Genomic DNA, 14,210 nt, shown 5'->3' with positions numbered 1-14,210 from the left:
GTGCGGTATGAGAGGGGTTCCGGCGCCGCGAAGGCCGAGGCGTTCGCCGCCAGGCAGAGCAGCGCTGCCGGAACCACCACCCCCGCCCCCGGCAACGCCATCAACCCCGCACCGCTGCCCGCCGACAACGGCTCCAAGCGCCCGGCGTGGAACACCAGATGAGGCACCGCAGCGGTCAGGTACGCCACCAGCGAGGTGATGGCCAGCCGTCGCTCCATGGTCACGACCGCCGCACACAGCACCACCGCGAGCGCGAGGTTCGCCCGCCGAGGTCCCGCAGCAGATGCTCGCTGTAGGGCGGGAGCAGCGACACCCAGCGCCACTTCCAGAAGGTGTCCGGCAGCAGCAGGATCCACAGGGCGAGCAGCCCGAGCCCTCTGCGCACGGTTGCGCCGGCTCATCCGCGCGGCCCGGCCAGGAACTCCTCGAACGTCCCCTTGCCGACGGCGTGTTCCGGCGCGAGATGCCCGCCGCTGCGGAACCCCTGATACGCCTTGCCCCACAGCGGCACGTTCACCACCGCCCGCCGACGCCCGGTCGCCTTCAGATACGCACGGGCCAGCGACTCGAACGTCCGGATCTGCGGCCCGCCCATGTCCTCGACCCGCCCCGCGGGAGCACCGGCGGCCAGTTCGGCCAGCCGCGCCGCGACCTCCGCCACCTCGACCGGCTGGTCGCTCAGCCGCCCCGGCAACAGCATGACCGGCAGCTTGGCCAGCGCCTTGAACACCATCACGAGCAGGTCGTGGAACTGGGTCGTGCGCAGCACGGTCCAGCCGAGACCCGACTCCTCGATCAGCTTCTCGACGGCGAACTTGGTCCGGTAGTACGGATACGGCACCCGGTCGACGCCGACGATCGAGATGTACACCAGGTGCCCCACCCCGGCCCGCCGTGCCGCCGCGACCAGGTTCCCGGCCGCCTTCTCGTCACCGCCGGTCTGCGTCGTCGCACAGTGCACGATCGTGTCCACGCCCGTGACCGCCGCCTCCAGCCCGGCACCGCCCTTGCGCAGATCGACGGCGTACGGCCGGCTGTGACGGCTGAGCACCCGCACCTCGTGCCCGTCCGCACGCAGCCGCTCGGTGACGAGCCGGCCGAGGGTTCCGGTGCCGCCGGTCACCAGGATCGTGGTCATGCTGTTCAGCCCCTTCGGACGCCGGGCGCTCCCGGATGGAGCGCCCCACGTCAGCCGAGACCGAGCAGCCGCGTGGAATGTGACATGCCCCTACGCCGCCCGCGCGAGCTGCCGGCGGACGAAGCCCAGCTTGTCCGGGTTCACCACCACCCGCACATGCGAGATCAGACCGTCCCGCACCTCGAACGCAACCATGCCGACCAGCGCGTCGCCCGCCCATGCGGCCAGCCCGGTCTCGCCGTTGACCTCGGCCGCCGTGAAGTCCAGACCGGCGGCGAACCGCTCGGCGCCGCCCACCGCGAGCCGCGCCACCTTGTCCAGCCCCTCGACCGGCCGCCGGGCCGCGCTGACCTTGCCGCCGCCGTCGCTCGACCAGACCACATCCGCGGTCAGCAGCTTCTCCAGCCCGGCGAGGTCACCGTCCCGGGCCGCCGTGAGGAACGAGGCGACGAGCTCCTCCTGCCGCTCGGGCGCCGGATCGAAACGGGACCGGTCCTCGCGCACCCGCTGCACCGCCCGGCGGTACAGCTGACGGCAGTTGGCCTCGCTCAGGTCCAGTACTGCGGCGATCTCGCGGTGCCCGTACCCGAAGGCCTCCCGCAGCACGTACACCGCGCGCTCGGTCGGGCTGAGCCGCTCCAGCAGGATCAGCATCGCCATCGACACGGCATCGCGCTGCTCGGCCGACTCCAGGGGGCCGAGCGTGCCGTCCGAGGTGATCACGGGCTCCGGCAGCCAGGTTCCGACATAGTGCTCGCGCCGGGCGCGGGCCGAGGTCAGGCGGGTGAGGCACAGGTTGGTGACGACCTTGGCCAGCCAGGCCGCCGGGTACTCGATGCCCGCACGGTCGGCCCCGCTGAAGCGCAGATAGGCGTCCTGCACCGCGTCCTCCGCCTCGTCGGCCGAGCCCAGCATGCGGTAGGCGAGGCCGAACAGTCGCGGGCGGTGCGTCTCGAACTCGTCGGCGGTCGCGCTGCTCATGCGCACCACCCTGCCAGAGCCCTTGGGCGGGGGAGTTGTGAGGCCCGGCGGTGGGCAAGGGCCGTCGTCACCACCGCCGGGCCGGTCCATGAAGATCCCGAAAGGACTAGACCAAAGGGTCCACCAGGTGGGCCGGGATGAGAAGTCCATCCACAGCGCCTGTGAGCCAACCCACACCGTTCGCCCGTATGGACCTCGATCAGGCGTGGCACACTGACCCTGTACCAGAAGCAGCGCACTCCGGGGTCGGTGAAAGTCCGAACCGGCGGTTACAGTCCGCGACCCGACCGCTTCCAGCGGCCGGTTGACCAGGTGAAATTCCTGGACCGACGGTTAAAGTCCGGATGGGAGGCAGTGCGCGGCGGGCGGGCATCGACGTATGCGCGCCGCCGTATCTGGGCTCGTCCTCGGGGCGGGTCCCGTCCGGCGTCGCCCCCGGTGTCCTAGCTCGTTCATTCTGTCGTCATCGACAGGCCCCGGAGTCCGTGCCCGAAGAGGCAGGAGGACCCGGGAAGTGTTCACCGGAATCGTCGAAGAGCTGGGCGAGATCACGGCCGTCGAGAACCTCGGCGACGCCTCCCGCTTCCGGCTGCGCGGCCCCGTCGTCACCGATGGCGCGAAGCACGGCGACTCCATCGCCGTGAACGGGGTCTGTCTCACCGTCGTCGAACACGAGGGCGACGAGTTCACCGCCGACGTCATGGCGGAGACCCTCGACCGCTCCAGCCTCGGCGCTCTCGCCGTCGGCTCCCGCGTCAACCTGGAACGCCCCATGGCCGTGGGCGCCCGCCTCGGCGGCCACATCGTCCAGGGCCATGTCGACGGCACGGGCCAGGTCCTGGAGCGCAAGCCCTCCGAGCACTGGGAGATCATCAAGATCTCCCTCCCCGCGGAGCTGACCCGCTACGTCGTGGAGAAGGGCTCCATCACGGTCGACGGCATCAGCCTCACCGTGGTCGACGCCGGCCCGGACTACTTCACGGTCAGCCTCATCCCCACCACCCTCGCCCTGACCACGCTCGGCATCAAGCAGCCCGGCGACCCGGTCAACCTCGAGGTCGACGTCGTCGCCAAGTACGTGGAGCGCCTGCTCGGAGCCGGTCAGGGGGCGAACCGGTGAACTGGCTGAACTCGGAGGCCTTCACCCTCCTCGACCAGCACATCATCTGGTCGGACATGATCGGCAACATACTCGGCCTGATCACCCTGGCCCTCGGCTGGCGCCGTTCTCTGCTCACCTGGCCGGTCCAGTTCCTCTCCGGCCTCGTCCTGTTCATCGCCTTCTACGGCCACCTCGCCGGCAGCGCCGGCAAGCAGGTCGTCGTCATGGTCGTGGCGCTGTACGGCTGGTGGCAGTGGAACCGCAACAAGGGGCAGGCGGAGGACGGCCACATAGCCCCGCGCTTCGCCACCTGGCGCGAACGCGGCGCGATGGTCGCCGCCGCGGCGGTCGGCACGGTCGCCGTCGCCCTGCTCTTCAAGGCCTACCCGTCCCTGTCCTGGGACCCCTGGCCGGACGCATACATCTTCGTCGGCACCATCGTCGCCATGTACGCCCAGGCGCGCGGCATGACCGAGTTCTGGATCGCCTGGCTCCTCGTCGACCTGGTCGGCGTCCCCCTCAACTTCGCCAACGGCTACGCCTTCTCCGGCTTCGTCTACGTCATCTACGGCGCACTCGTCCTGTGGGGCATGCGCGACTGGTGGCTGCGCTCCCGTCAGGCGTCGCAGCCCGTCCTGGAAGGAGCGCCGGCATGACCACGGCACCGATCCTGTACAGCACCGACGGCATCGAGGACTGGTCGCTCGACCCGGTCGAGCAGGCCATCGCCGACATCGCGGCCGGCCGCCCGGTCGTGGTCGTCGACGACGAGGACCGCGAGAACGAGGGCGACCTCGTCATCGCCGCCGAGAAGGCCACTCCCGAGATCATCGCCTTCATGATGAGCGAGTGCCGCGGCCTGATCTGCGCGCCCATGGAGGCCGACGAGCTGGAGCGGCTGAAGCTCCCGCAGATGGTCGAGGACAACACCGAGTCGATGAAGACCGCGTTCACGGTCTCCGTGGACGCCTCCGCCGCGCACGGCGTGACCACCGGCATCTCCGCCTCCGACCGCGCCACCACCCTCCAGCTGCTGGCGAGCGGAGAGACCCACGCCGACGACTTCGTCCGCCCCGGCCACATCTTCCCGCTGCGCGCCAGGTCCGGCGGTGTCCTCGTGCGCAACGGCCACACCGAGGCCGCCGTCGACCTCGCCCGCCTCGCGGGCCTGCGCCCGGCGGGTGCGATCGTCGAGATCGCGGGAGAGGACGGCCGTATGCTCCGCCTCCCCGAGCTGATCCCCTTCGCCCGCAAGCACGGCCTGACGATCATCTCCATCGAGGACCTGATCGCCTACCGCCGTACCGCCGAGCCCACCGTCCGCCGCGAGGCAGAGACCCAACTGCCCACCGCCCACGGTGAGTTCACGGCCTACGGCTACCGCTCCACCGTCGACGGCGTCGAGCACGTCGCCCTGGTCCACGGCGAGATCGGCGACGGCGAGGACGTCCTGGTCCGCGTCCACTCCGAGTGCCTGACCGGCGACATCTTCTCCTCCCTGCGCTGCGACTGCGGCCCCCAGCTGGACGCCTCACTTCAGCGCATCCAGTCCGAGGGCCGGGGAGTGGTGGTCTATCTGCGCGGCCACGAAGGACGCGGCATCGGCCTGCTGTCCAAGCTGCGCGCCTACGAACTCCAGGAGCGCGGCCGCGACACACTCGACGCCAACCTGGAGCTCGGCCTGCCCGCGGACGCCCGGGACTACGGCGCCGGCGCACAGATCCTGGAGGACCTCGGTGTCCGCAGCGTGCGCCTGATGACCAACAACCCCGACAAGACCGACGCGCTCGTCCGCCACGGCCTCAAGGTCACCGGCCGCGAGCCGATGCCCGTACAGGCGGGCGAGCACAACCTCCGCTACCTGCGCACCAAGCGGGACCGGATGGGCCACGACCTGCCCTGGCTGGACACGGCCCCCGTGTCCACCTGCAGCACCCAGTAACACCCGTAAGACCAGAGCACACCGAGGAGACACGAGAACGTGAGCGGCAAGGGCGCACCGGAACTGTCCGTACGCAACGTCGGGGACCTGCGGGTCGCCGTCATCGCGGCGCAGTGGCACGAAAAGGTGATGGACGGCCTGGTGGACGGCGCCCTGCGCGCCCTGCACGACCTGGGCATCGACGAGCCGACCCTGCTCAGGGTCCCCGGCAGCTGGGAGCTCCCGGTCGTCGCCAAGGTCCTCGCGGGCCGCGGCTACGACGCGATCGTGGCCCTCGGTGTCGTCATCCGCGGCGGCACCCCGCACTTCGAGTACGTGTGCCAGGGCGTGACCCAGGGCCTCACCCAGGTCTCCGTCGAGACCGGTGTCCCCGTCGGCTTCGGCGTACTGACCTGCGACACCGAGGAGCAGGCCCTGGACCGGGCCGGCATCGAGGGCTCGAACGAGGACAAGGGGCACGAGGCGGTGACCGCGGCGGTGGCCACCGCGGCGACCCTCCGCTCAGTATCTGAACCGTGGCGCTGACGTATGCGGGGTTTGGCATAGGCTGAGCGTCACCATGTCAAACAAGACGTTCGAGGAGCTCTTCACCGAGCTCCAGCACAAGGCAGCCCACGGCGATCCCGCCACTTCCCGCACCGCGGAACTGGTCGGCAAGGGCGTCCATGCCATCGGCAAGAAGGTCGTCGAAGAGGCCGCCGAGGTCTGGATGGCCGCCGAGTACGAGGGCAAGGAAGCGGCCGCCGAGGAGATCTCGCAGCTGCTGTACCACGTCCAGGTGATGATGGTCGCCCGCGGCATCTCCCTGGACGACGTCTACGCCCACCTCTGAGCCGTCACAGCCGCTAGAGACCCCGCACACATCTCCGTACGCACGAACAAAGGAAGCCGACCTCATGCTGCGCATCGCCGTCCCCAACAAGGGTTCCCTGTCAGGCCCTGCGGCGGAGATGCTGCATGAGGCCGGCTACCAGCAGCGCCGGGAGTCCAAGGAACTGCGGATCGTCGACCCGGCGAACGAGGTCGAGTTCTTCTATCTCCGCCCTCGCGACATCGCGATCTACGTCTCCTCCGGCCGCCTCGACATCGGCATCACCGGACGCGACCTGCTGATCGACTCCGGTGCCAACGCCGAGGAGATCCTCCCGCTCGGCTTCGCCCGCTCCACCTTCCGCTACGCCACCAAGCCGGGCACGGCGAAGGGCGTCGAGGACCTGAACGGCATGACGGTCGCCACCTCCTACGAGGGCATCGTCGCCAAGCACCTCGCCGACAACGGCGTCGACGCCTCCGTCGTGCACCTCGACGGCGCCGTCGAGACCGCCATCGAGCTCGGTGTCGCCGAGGTCATCGCCGACGTCGTCGAGACCGGCACCAGCCTGCGCAACGCGGGTCTGGAGGTCATCGGTGAGCCGATCATGAAGTCCGAGGCCGTCGTCATCCGCCGCACCGGCGAGAACGGCGAGGAGCCCAAGGTCCAGCAGTTCCTGCGGCGCCTGCAGGGCGTCCTGGTGGCCCGGACGTACGTGATGATGGACTACGACTGCCGCGCCGAACACCTGGAAGAAGCGGTCGCCATCACCCCCGGCCTGGAGGGACCGACCGTCTCGCCGCTGCACAACGAGGGCTGGGTCGCCGTCCGCGCCATGGTGCCCGCCAAGGACGCCCAGCGGATCATGGACGACCTGTACGCGATCGGCGCGCGGGCCATCCTGACCACGGCCATCCACGCCTGCCGTCTCTGAGGGGCGCTCGAGAGATGTCCGATCTGCCCGCCCTTCCCGTCACTTTCCGGCCCGGCCGTACCCGGGCCGTGCTGCTCACCTCCGGTGCGGTCATCTTCGCGGTGATCACGACCGTCGCGCTGCTCCTGGAGCAGCTCAGCCCCGGCGAGAAGCTCAGCTTCGTCTTCACCGGAGCGATCCTCTTCGGTGTCCTTGCGCTCCTCGCCCGGGTGAAGGTCGTCGCCGATGAGACAGGCGTCACGGTCGTCAACATCGCCAGCAGGCGGCACCTGGAGTGGGCCGAGATCCTCCATGTGAACCTGCGCCCCGGAGACCCCTGGGTCTTTCTCAACCTCAGCGACGGTACGAGCCTGCCCGCGCTCGGCATCCAGCCGGGCATCGCCAAGGAGCGCGCCATCGCCGATGCGCGCACCCTGCGCGCACTCGCCGAGGCCCGCTCGACAAGGGATCTGCCGTAACGGCCCTTGTCTTGATTAATCTGTTGGCGGAGGCGTTTTCGTTGCGCCTCCGCCGCTGAAGTTCCCGCCGGGCTTCAGAGGCCCCCTGCTACCCGAGGAGTGACTCCCTCCAGCGATGGACGGATCGTCCTGTAGTACCTGCGCCGCCCCCTCACGACATACCGAGGCGGCGGCATCATGACCACCCCCCTGCTGCTTCTCGGAGCGGCCCTCCTGCTGATCCTGGCCAACGGCTTCTTCGTGGCCGCCGAGTTCGGCCTGGTCACGGTCGAGTCGACGGACGCCGAGAAGGCCGCCGCCGAAGGCGACAAACGGGCCCGAAGGGTCGCCGAGTCGCTCAGAGAGCTGTCCTTCCAGCTCTCCGGCACCCAGCTCGGCATCACCATCACCTCCCTCGTCGTCGGCATGCTCGCCGAGCCCGCGCTCGCGGAGCTGCTGCACGGCCCGTTCAGCGCGATCGGCATTCCCGAGGGCGCCGTCTCCGGTGTGGCGGTGGTCGTCGGCATGCTGCTGGCCTCCGCCGTGCAGATGGTGATCGGCGAACTGGTGCCCAAGAACTGGGCGGTGTCCAAGCCGATGCAGGTCGCGCGCTTCGTCGCCGGCCCGCAGCACGCCTTCGCCCGTCTGTTCCGCCCGGTCATCGCCGCGCTGAACGCGGTGGCCAACCGTCTCGTCCGCGCCCTGGGCGTCGAGCCCGCCGAGGAGCTGGCCTCCGCCCGCACCCCCGGCGAACTGGTGTCCCTGGCCCGACACTCCGCGCAGGCCGGCGCCCTGGAACAGGACACGGCCGACCTGTTCGTACGGACCCTGTCGCTCGCCGAGCTGACCGCGCAGCACGTCATGACCCCGCGGGTGAAGGTGAGCGCACTGCAGTCGACGGCGACCGCCGAGGACGTGGTGAACCTGACCCGTGCCACCGGCCTGTCCCGCTTCCCCGTCTACAAGGAGCGGATCGACGAAATCGTCGGCATGGTCCACCTCAAGGACGCCCTGGCGATCCCGGCACACGAGCGCCTGCGTACCCCCGTCGGCCGCATCGCCCGCCCGGCGCTGCTGGTCCCCGAGACCCTGCCCGTACAGCCGCTCCTCGCCCAGCTGCGCAGCGAGCAGCCCATCGCCGTCGTCGTCGACGAGTACGGCGGCACGGCGGGCGTGGTCACCCTGGAGGACATCGTCGAGGAGATCGTCGGCGAGGTCCGCGACGAGCACGACGGCCAGGACGTGCCCGAACTCGCCGCCGCCCCGCCGGAGGACGGCAGGCCCGCCTGGGACGCCGACGGCAGCTGCCGCGTCGACATCCTGCAGCGCATAGGACTCGACGTGCCCGAGGGGCCGTACGAGACCGTCGCCGGACTGGTGGCCGATCGCCTCGGACGCATCCCGGCCGTCGGCGACAAGGCCGAACTGCCCGGCTGGCGGCTGACCGTGCGCCGCGTCGGCCACTACCGCGCCGAGCGGGTCCGGCTGGTGCGGACCGGCCTGGTCGTGGAGGTCGCCCGATGAGCGTGCTCCAACTCCTCTTCGCCGGCCTGCTCGTGCTGGCCAACGGCTTCTTCGTCGGCGCCGAGTTCGCACTCGTGTCCGTACGCCGCAGCCAGATCGAACCGCTCGGCACGGCCCGCGCCCGCCAGGTCCTCTACGGCCTGGAGCGGCTTCCGCAGATGATGGCCGCGGCCCAGTTCGGCATCACCGTCTGCTCGCTGACCCTGGGCGCGGTCGCCGAACCGACGGTCGCGCACCTGCTGGAACCCGTCTTCGAGTGGATCCACCTCCCGGAGGGGATGATCCACCCGCTGGGTTACGTCATCGCACTCGCCGCCGTCGTCTTCTTCCACCTCGTCATCGGCGAGATGGTCCCGAAGAACCTGGCGATGGCGGCCCCGGAGAAGGCCGCGATATGGCTCGCCCCGGGCCTGGTCGCCTTCGCCCGCGTCTGCAAGCCGATCACCGTCGCCCTCGGCGCCGTCGCCCAGGCGATCCTGCGGCTCTTCAGGGTCGAGCCCAAGGACGAGGTCGAGGCCGTCTTCACCAGCGAGCAGCTCAACCGCCTGGTGGAGGACTCCGGCCAGGCGGGCCTGCTCGACCCCGAGGAGCAGGAACGCCTGGAGGACGCCCTGGAGCTGGGCTCCCGCCCGGTGACGGACGTGCTTCTGGGGCGCGAGTCCCTGGTGACGGTTCCCCCGTCGGTCACCCCGGGCCGGATCGTCGAGCTCACCGCCCGCACCGGATACTCCCGTTTCCCGATAGCGGCGGAGAACGGCGCCTTCATGGGCTACCTGCACGTGAAGGACGTACTCGACCTTGAGGACTCGGACCGGGCGGTGCCGCAGCAGCTGTGGCGGCCGATGACGACGCTGCGCTCCGAACTCCCCCTGGACGACGCCCTGACCGTGATGCGCCGCGCCGCCACCCACCTGGCCCAGGTGGCCGACGCCTCCGGCAAGGTACTGGGCCTGGTCGCCCTGGAGGACGTACTGGAACTCCTGGTGGGCGAGGTCACGGACCCGGCCCACCGGGAAGTGCCGGAGGTTCGGGTGACGGAGCCGAGGGCGAGCGGCGAGCCGGAACAGGCCCTGGCAGGTTAGCGCCGGGTCCCCGCGCCCCCTCAGGGGCGCGGGGCTGTATCCATTTGCGGCTCCGCCGCGTGGGCGCGATCAACCACAGCGATCCTTCAGCCGCACGACCTCGGAAGCGACCGAGCCAGTGGGCGCAGCTCACATCGCCGAAGGGTCTTGCGGCCCCCGCCCCGACAGCACCTCTCCATACGCCTGCATCAGATCCGGCAACCGCAACGTCGACAAGTCGTCCCGGGACAGCACCCCCGGGTACGTCGACAACCGCAGATCCCGATAAGCACAGCTCTTCTCGTACAGCGTCCGCAGGAACCGTCCGTTCCCCAGCTCGTCGATCCACCCCTGATCCACCACATGACCGGCAATGGACCGCAGCTCGTCCAACGCCTCCTCGTCCCACACATCGCCGTTCTCGGCAGCCAACACCTCACCGATCGAGGTGAGTTCCAGCGGCCGGTACGACGGGAAGTCGACGCGGGTGGTGAAGCGGGACGACAGGCCGGGGTTGGCGGCCAGCAGGCGGTCCATGCCCTCCGGGTATCCGGCCAGGATGACCACCAGGTGGTCGCGGTTGTCCTCGGCCCGCTTCAGCAGCACCTGCAGTGCCTCGTCGCCGTACGCGTCCCCCTTGCCGTACCCGGAGTTGGAGAGCGAGTAGGCCTCGTCGACGAAGAGGACGCCGCCGATCGCGGAGTCGATCAGTTCGTTGGCCTTCACCGCCGTCTGGCCCAGGTACTCGCCGACCAGGTCGGCCCGCTGTGCCTCCACGAGGTGGTCGCCACCGAGCAGCCCGAGGGCGTAGAAGACGCGGCCGAGAATGCGGGCGACCGTGGTCTTGCCGGTGCCGGAGGGTCCGGAGAAGACGAAGTGCCGCTTCGGCGGCTGGACCGGCAGGCCCTGACCGGCGCGCAGCCGCGCCATGTTCAACTGGGCGGACAGCGCCTTGACCTGTCGCTTCACCGGCTCCAGGCCCACCATGCGCTCCAGCTCGGCGAGCGCCTCCTCCAGCAGTGCGGGGTCGGTGGGTCCGGCCGGCAGCGGGGATCCCGGCTGGCCGACCGTCTTCTCGCGCACCGTCGGGTCGATCGCGGACGGCAGCGGGCCGACCGGTGGCAGGTCGGACTCGGAGAGCCTCAGGTCCCGGCCTTCGGCGCCGAAGAGCGGGTCCAGGGTGTCGGGGCCCTCCAGGGCGTCCTGGCCGCCGGAGAGCGTGATCGCCGCGAGGTCGGTGGCCTCGTCGTACCCGTCGCCCTCGGCGATCGCCGCGAGCCGGGCGGAGGTGTCCATGAAGGCGGGGTCGACGCGGTGCACGGCCCGGTACAGGGGGAGGGCGGCGGCCGAGCGGCCCGTGCCCTCATGGGCGCGCGCCAGCCAGTAGCGCAGCTCCTTGCGCTGCGGCTGCTCACTGCGGCAGCGCATCAGGGCGGACGAGAGCAGCGGTTCGGCCTGTCCGTACATCTCCAGTCGGACCCGGGCCATGCCGCCGAACAGGCCCGCCTCGATACCGAGCAGGGCGTCGTCGATCAGCGGGTCGGTGTGGCGGACGAGCTGGTCCCAGTCCTTGACGAGATAGGCGCGGCAGGCGTGCAGAAAGCGGACCTGCGGGTCGGTGTCCACCGGCGGCAGACCGGCGAGGGCCCGGTCCAGCTCCGGGACATGGCGGCCGTCCAGCCAGTGCGAGGCGTGCGCGAGCAGGAGGTCGCGCGGGCTCTCCAGCACGGGCTGCACCCACCAGCCCAGCCAGTACCAGGAGTTGAGGGAGCGGCGGTGCCGGGCCCGCTGTTCGCCGAAGCGGTCCCGGTGGCGGAACATCCGTAACAGCGCGGTCGTCGTGTCGACGCGCAGCGCGTGCAGTCCGAGCCAGCCGTCGGCCATCCCGGGATCCATCCGGACCGCGGCCCGGAACTCCTCCTCCGCCTGCGGATAGGCGCCCATCGTGTAGGCATCCACACCTCGCAGCCAGGCGAGGTCGGCCGGGGCCTCGGGGCCCTGCGTGCCGAAATCCATCACGTCCCCCACAAACCGTGCCCCCGTCGGTTGACCGCCGGACCGATGTCCGCCGGCCGCCTTGATCGAACCGCCGTACCGTGGACCGGAGTTGCGGTGCGCGCAGCCGTCCATCAGGTCGCACCGAGGGCATCGTACCTGCGGGAGTGTCGCCCGCCGAAGGGTGCCGCACGGGCCGTTTGACGAGGTGGGAGCAGACGGGGCGCACTTCGGACGGTAACCGTGTGTGAGCGAAATGTGCCGCGGAGCGTCCGGAAAACGGGCTGCGGACAGAACGAAGCCCCCGATCACGGGGGAACAACCGGGGGCTTCGCGACTCTGGGCGGCTTCGAATGGCCGCACATTGAGAACGTAAGTCCTGTACGGCCCCCCGGTCAAGCGGAGTTGAGGCACTCCGGGAAGTTCTCCGGCGGGCGTCTTCACAAGTTCAGCACATTGCCGATGGTCCGTCACCGTGCGTGAGTGTCTGGTCCGGTCCAACAGTCTTCACGGGTCCCTGGAGCACCTCGTACCCCTTCTCCGACTGCCGTATCAGAAGGTCGGCGAACGGCCGCGAGGGATCCTCGGCGAAGTGTCGTCGCTCCGCCCCGACCCACCCGGCCCAGAACTCCCGCTGCTCCTCCCCGTCCCGTCGGCGTCCGCGCGTCCAGGACTCCTCGTGCGGCAACTCCATCCACAGCAGTGCCGCGAGATATGGGCGCAGTGCGCGGCGGCCGGCTCCGACGCCTTCGACGAGGACCACCGGTGCGGGCGGCAGTGTGCGGGGCGGTCCGAAGTGGCGGGTGTGCCAGTCGTACGGGGTGTAGTGGGCACTCTCGCCGCGGCTCAGCGGTTCGATCACCTGGGCCAGCAGCCGCCCGGTCCACTCGAACAGCTCATCGTGGCTGGCGATGTCGTCGAGATGCAGCACGGGCGCCCCGTCCAGGGCGTGGGCCAATCGCCCGGCGAACGTGGACTTTCCGGAGCCGGCATGTCCGTCGACGCCGATCAGGCGGACGGGGCCGCAGGACGGGGGCAGGCGGCGGAGCCGGGAGGCGAGGTCGTGAATGGCCGTTCCTTGGCTGGCTGGAGCGTTGGGCATATTCGACGGGAACATTCTAGTGGTGGGTGAAATCGGGGCGAATGGGAGGGTCGAAAAATAGTGCCGTATTGAACCAGTTGTTGGCTGGCTGTGGGCCAGTCGCAATCCCGTCCGGAAACTCGGCGTGCCATCTCGAAAACCGCGTTCCGGTTGCACGTCTTGCTGAGTAAGGTGCGAGGTGCACAACTGTGAGGCGTCGTACGGGGAGACAGGAGCAGATGGCCGCTGGGTTATTCGAGGGGCAGTATGTGTGGCATCCGGCGGCCGATGACCGCTTGCTCGCGAGCGTATGCGTCGATGTACGTGCCGGCCGATACCGGAGCGCCCATGAAGCCCTCGCCGAAACACACGGGGACTTCGGTCTGCGCGCCCACCGCTCCCTGGTCCTCGCCTCCGAGGCCGCCGACTCCGACCTCGCCGAGCGGTGGCTGGCCGAGGAGCCGACCCCCGAGGCGGCGCTGCTGTGGGCCCGGGTGGCGGTGCTGCGGGCGCTGCGCGCGGCCGACGCGCACGACGAGCGGGCCGCGGCCCTGGAGCGGATCGCGCTGACCGCCTGCGACCGGGCGGCGCGGGCGAACCCGGCCGACCCCACGCCCTGGGCGGCCCGGCTGGCCATGGCCCGGCTGCACCGGCTGACCGACCCCGCCCCGCGCGGGCTGCTCACCGCGCCGCCCGGACCATGGCGGCTGTTCGCGCACGTCCTGTCCCTCGACCCCTGGCACCGCGAGGCCCACCACCGCTTCCTGTCCTGCTTCTTCACCCGCCACGGCGGCTCCGTGAACGCCGCCTGGGACGTCGCCGCCTTTCTCGGTCAGCGCGCGCCCGCCGACTCCCCGCTGCGGCTGCTGCCCCTGGTCGCCCTCGTGGAGAGCTACAACCCGACCCAGCTGCTCGCCGACCGGGTCTGGGAGCAGCCGCAGTGGCGCTCCACCGCCCTCGCGATCTACCAGAACTGGCTGCCCACGATGCCGGGTTACCGCTTCACCCCGGTGCTCGACCTGGCCTACCTGGCGCATGCGCTGGTCATGGGCAAGCGCGAGTTCGAGGCCCGCGCGGTCTTCGCGGCCATGGGGCCGTACGCCTCGCGCATGCCCTGGTCGGCCTTCGGGGAGCCGGCCGACCAACTGTCCCGGGCCCGGCGCGCCTGCGGCCTCCCCGTCCCCCCGTAGACCCCCACCAGAAA

Annotated in this window: 16 protein-coding genes and 1 riboswitch; of the genes, 11 read left to right on the top strand and 5 right to left on the bottom strand. The window is 70.4% G+C overall.

Going from position 1 to position 14,210, the window contains the following annotated elements:
* Positions 1–162, top strand: coding sequence for a hypothetical protein (locus tag ACWDAG_RS37945; protein ID WP_450700114.1), 162 nt, complete (start codon positions 1–3; stop codon positions 160–162).
* Positions 163–220: 58 nt separating this feature from the next.
* Here the strand turns inward: ACWDAG_RS37945 and ACWDAG_RS37940 are convergent, their stop codons facing one another.
* The 3 genes from ACWDAG_RS37940 to ACWDAG_RS37930 form a co-directional block, all read right to left on the bottom strand.
* The gene (locus tag ACWDAG_RS37940) at positions 221–385 is read right to left on the bottom strand and encodes a hypothetical protein (protein WP_450700113.1); all 165 of its coding nucleotides are present in this window, start codon (positions 383–385) and stop codon (positions 221–223) included.
* 12 nt (positions 386–397) lie between these two features.
* The gene (locus ACWDAG_RS37935) at positions 398–1,138 is read right to left on the bottom strand and encodes an SDR family oxidoreductase (RefSeq protein WP_450700112.1); all 741 of its coding nucleotides are present in this window, start codon (positions 1,136–1,138) and stop codon (positions 398–400) included.
* 90 nt (positions 1,139–1,228) lie between these two features.
* Complete coding sequence (locus ACWDAG_RS37930; RefSeq protein WP_450700111.1) at positions 1,229–2,119, bottom strand: RNA polymerase sigma-70 factor; 891 nt, start codon at positions 2,117–2,119, stop codon at positions 1,229–1,231.
* Positions 2,120–2,350: 231 nt separating this feature from the next.
* Positions 2,351–2,481: riboswitch (FMN riboswitch) on the top strand.
* Positions 2,482–2,633: 152 nt separating this feature from the next.
* Here ACWDAG_RS37930 and ACWDAG_RS37925 point away from each other — a divergent pair.
* The 9 genes from ACWDAG_RS37925 (at position 2,634) to ACWDAG_RS37885 (ending at position 9,951) form a co-directional block, all read left to right on the top strand.
* A complete protein-coding gene (locus ACWDAG_RS37925; RefSeq protein WP_450700110.1) occupies positions 2,634–3,239 on the top strand; it encodes a riboflavin synthase in 606 nt (201 codons plus the stop codon).
* Positions 3,236–3,877 carry a nicotinamide riboside transporter PnuC gene (pnuC, locus tag ACWDAG_RS37920; protein WP_450700109.1) on the top strand — a complete coding sequence of 214 codons (642 nt, stop codon included), beginning with the start codon at positions 3,236–3,238 and terminating at the stop codon, positions 3,875–3,877. Before ACWDAG_RS37925 ends, pnuC begins: the two co-directional genes overlap by 4 nt.
* Complete coding sequence (locus ACWDAG_RS37915) at positions 3,874–5,163, top strand: bifunctional 3,4-dihydroxy-2-butanone-4-phosphate synthase/GTP cyclohydrolase II (protein ID WP_450700108.1); 1,290 nt, start codon at positions 3,874–3,876, stop codon at positions 5,161–5,163. Before pnuC ends, ACWDAG_RS37915 begins: the two co-directional genes overlap by 4 nt.
* Positions 5,164–5,202: 39 nt before the next feature.
* Positions 5,203–5,688: a 6,7-dimethyl-8-ribityllumazine synthase gene (gene ribH / locus ACWDAG_RS37910; RefSeq protein WP_003988915.1), complete on the top strand. Its 486-nt coding sequence runs from the start codon at positions 5,203–5,205 to the stop codon at positions 5,686–5,688.
* A 34-nt stretch (positions 5,689–5,722) separates the two neighbouring features.
* The gene (locus ACWDAG_RS37905; RefSeq protein WP_030946750.1) at positions 5,723–5,995 is read left to right on the top strand and encodes a phosphoribosyl-ATP diphosphatase; all 273 of its coding nucleotides are present in this window, start codon (positions 5,723–5,725) and stop codon (positions 5,993–5,995) included.
* A 64-nt stretch (positions 5,996–6,059) separates the two neighbouring features.
* Positions 6,060–6,908 carry an ATP phosphoribosyltransferase gene (gene hisG / locus ACWDAG_RS37900; RefSeq protein ID WP_450700107.1) on the top strand — a complete coding sequence of 283 codons (849 nt, stop codon included), beginning with the start codon at positions 6,060–6,062 and terminating at the stop codon, positions 6,906–6,908.
* A 14-nt stretch (positions 6,909–6,922) separates the two neighbouring features.
* A complete protein-coding gene (locus ACWDAG_RS37895) occupies positions 6,923–7,366 on the top strand; it encodes a PH domain-containing protein (RefSeq protein ID WP_099927410.1) in 444 nt (147 codons plus the stop codon).
* A gap of 177 nt (positions 7,367–7,543) precedes the next feature.
* On the top strand, positions 7,544–8,869 hold the full coding sequence (locus tag ACWDAG_RS37890) for a hemolysin family protein (protein WP_450700106.1): 1,326 nt from the start codon (positions 7,544–7,546) through the stop codon (positions 8,867–8,869).
* Positions 8,866–9,951, top strand: a complete 1,086-nt coding sequence (locus ACWDAG_RS37885) for a hemolysin family protein (protein ID WP_450700105.1) — start codon at positions 8,866–8,868, stop codon at positions 9,949–9,951. Before ACWDAG_RS37890 ends, ACWDAG_RS37885 begins: the two co-directional genes overlap by 4 nt.
* A gap of 129 nt (positions 9,952–10,080) precedes the next feature.
* Here the strand turns inward: ACWDAG_RS37885 and ACWDAG_RS37880 are convergent, their stop codons facing one another.
* Together ACWDAG_RS37880 and ACWDAG_RS37875 are read right to left on the bottom strand one after the other, a co-directional pair.
* Complete coding sequence (locus ACWDAG_RS37880) at positions 10,081–11,946, bottom strand: AAA family ATPase (RefSeq protein ID WP_450700104.1); 1,866 nt, start codon at positions 11,944–11,946, stop codon at positions 10,081–10,083.
* A 427-nt stretch (positions 11,947–12,373) separates the two neighbouring features.
* Positions 12,374–13,027 carry a uridine kinase family protein gene (locus ACWDAG_RS37875; protein WP_450700103.1) on the bottom strand — a complete coding sequence of 218 codons (654 nt, stop codon included), beginning with the start codon at positions 13,025–13,027 and terminating at the stop codon, positions 12,374–12,376.
* Between the two features lie 218 nt (positions 13,028–13,245).
* Between ACWDAG_RS37875 and ACWDAG_RS37870 the strand changes: the two genes are divergently transcribed.
* Complete coding sequence (locus tag ACWDAG_RS37870; protein WP_450700102.1) at positions 13,246–14,196, top strand: hypothetical protein; 951 nt, start codon at positions 13,246–13,248, stop codon at positions 14,194–14,196.
* Positions 14,197–14,210 lie beyond the last annotated feature (14 nt).

Source organism: Streptomyces sp. NPDC001157 (assembly GCF_053598255.1).
This window is presented reverse-complemented; position numbering and strand designations above follow the sequence as displayed.

What these genes read in the sequence shown, in the direction of transcription:
- ACWDAG_RS37870 (WP_450700102.1), top strand. Translation starts at nt 13,246, where the DNA reads ATGGCCGCTGGGTTATTCGAGGGGCAGTATGTGTGGCATCCGGCGGCC.
- ACWDAG_RS37890 (WP_450700106.1), top strand. Translation starts at nt 7,544, where the DNA reads ATGACCACCCCCCTGCTGCTTCTCGGAGCGGCCCTCCTGCTGATCCTG.
- ACWDAG_RS37930 (WP_450700111.1), bottom strand. Translation starts at nt 2,119, where the DNA reads ATGAGCAGCGCGACCGCCGACGAGTTCGAGACGCACCGCCCGCGACTG.
- hisG (WP_450700107.1), top strand. Translation starts at nt 6,060, where the DNA reads ATGCTGCGCATCGCCGTCCCCAACAAGGGTTCCCTGTCAGGCCCTGCG.
- ACWDAG_RS37880 (WP_450700104.1), bottom strand. Translation starts at nt 11,946, where the DNA reads ATGGATTTCGGCACGCAGGGCCCCGAGGCCCCGGCCGACCTCGCCTGG.
- ACWDAG_RS37935 (WP_450700112.1), bottom strand. Translation starts at nt 1,138, where the DNA reads ATGACCACGATCCTGGTGACCGGCGGCACCGGAACCCTCGGCCGGCTC.
- ACWDAG_RS37915 (WP_450700108.1), top strand. Translation starts at nt 3,874, where the DNA reads ATGACCACGGCACCGATCCTGTACAGCACCGACGGCATCGAGGACTGG.
- ACWDAG_RS37895 (WP_099927410.1), top strand. Translation starts at nt 6,923, where the DNA reads ATGTCCGATCTGCCCGCCCTTCCCGTCACTTTCCGGCCCGGCCGTACC.
- ACWDAG_RS37885 (WP_450700105.1), top strand. Translation starts at nt 8,866, where the DNA reads ATGAGCGTGCTCCAACTCCTCTTCGCCGGCCTGCTCGTGCTGGCCAAC.
- ACWDAG_RS37875 (WP_450700103.1), bottom strand. Translation starts at nt 13,027, where the DNA reads ATGCCCAACGCTCCAGCCAGCCAAGGAACGGCCATTCACGACCTCGCC.
- ACWDAG_RS37905 (WP_030946750.1), top strand. Translation starts at nt 5,723, where the DNA reads ATGTCAAACAAGACGTTCGAGGAGCTCTTCACCGAGCTCCAGCACAAG.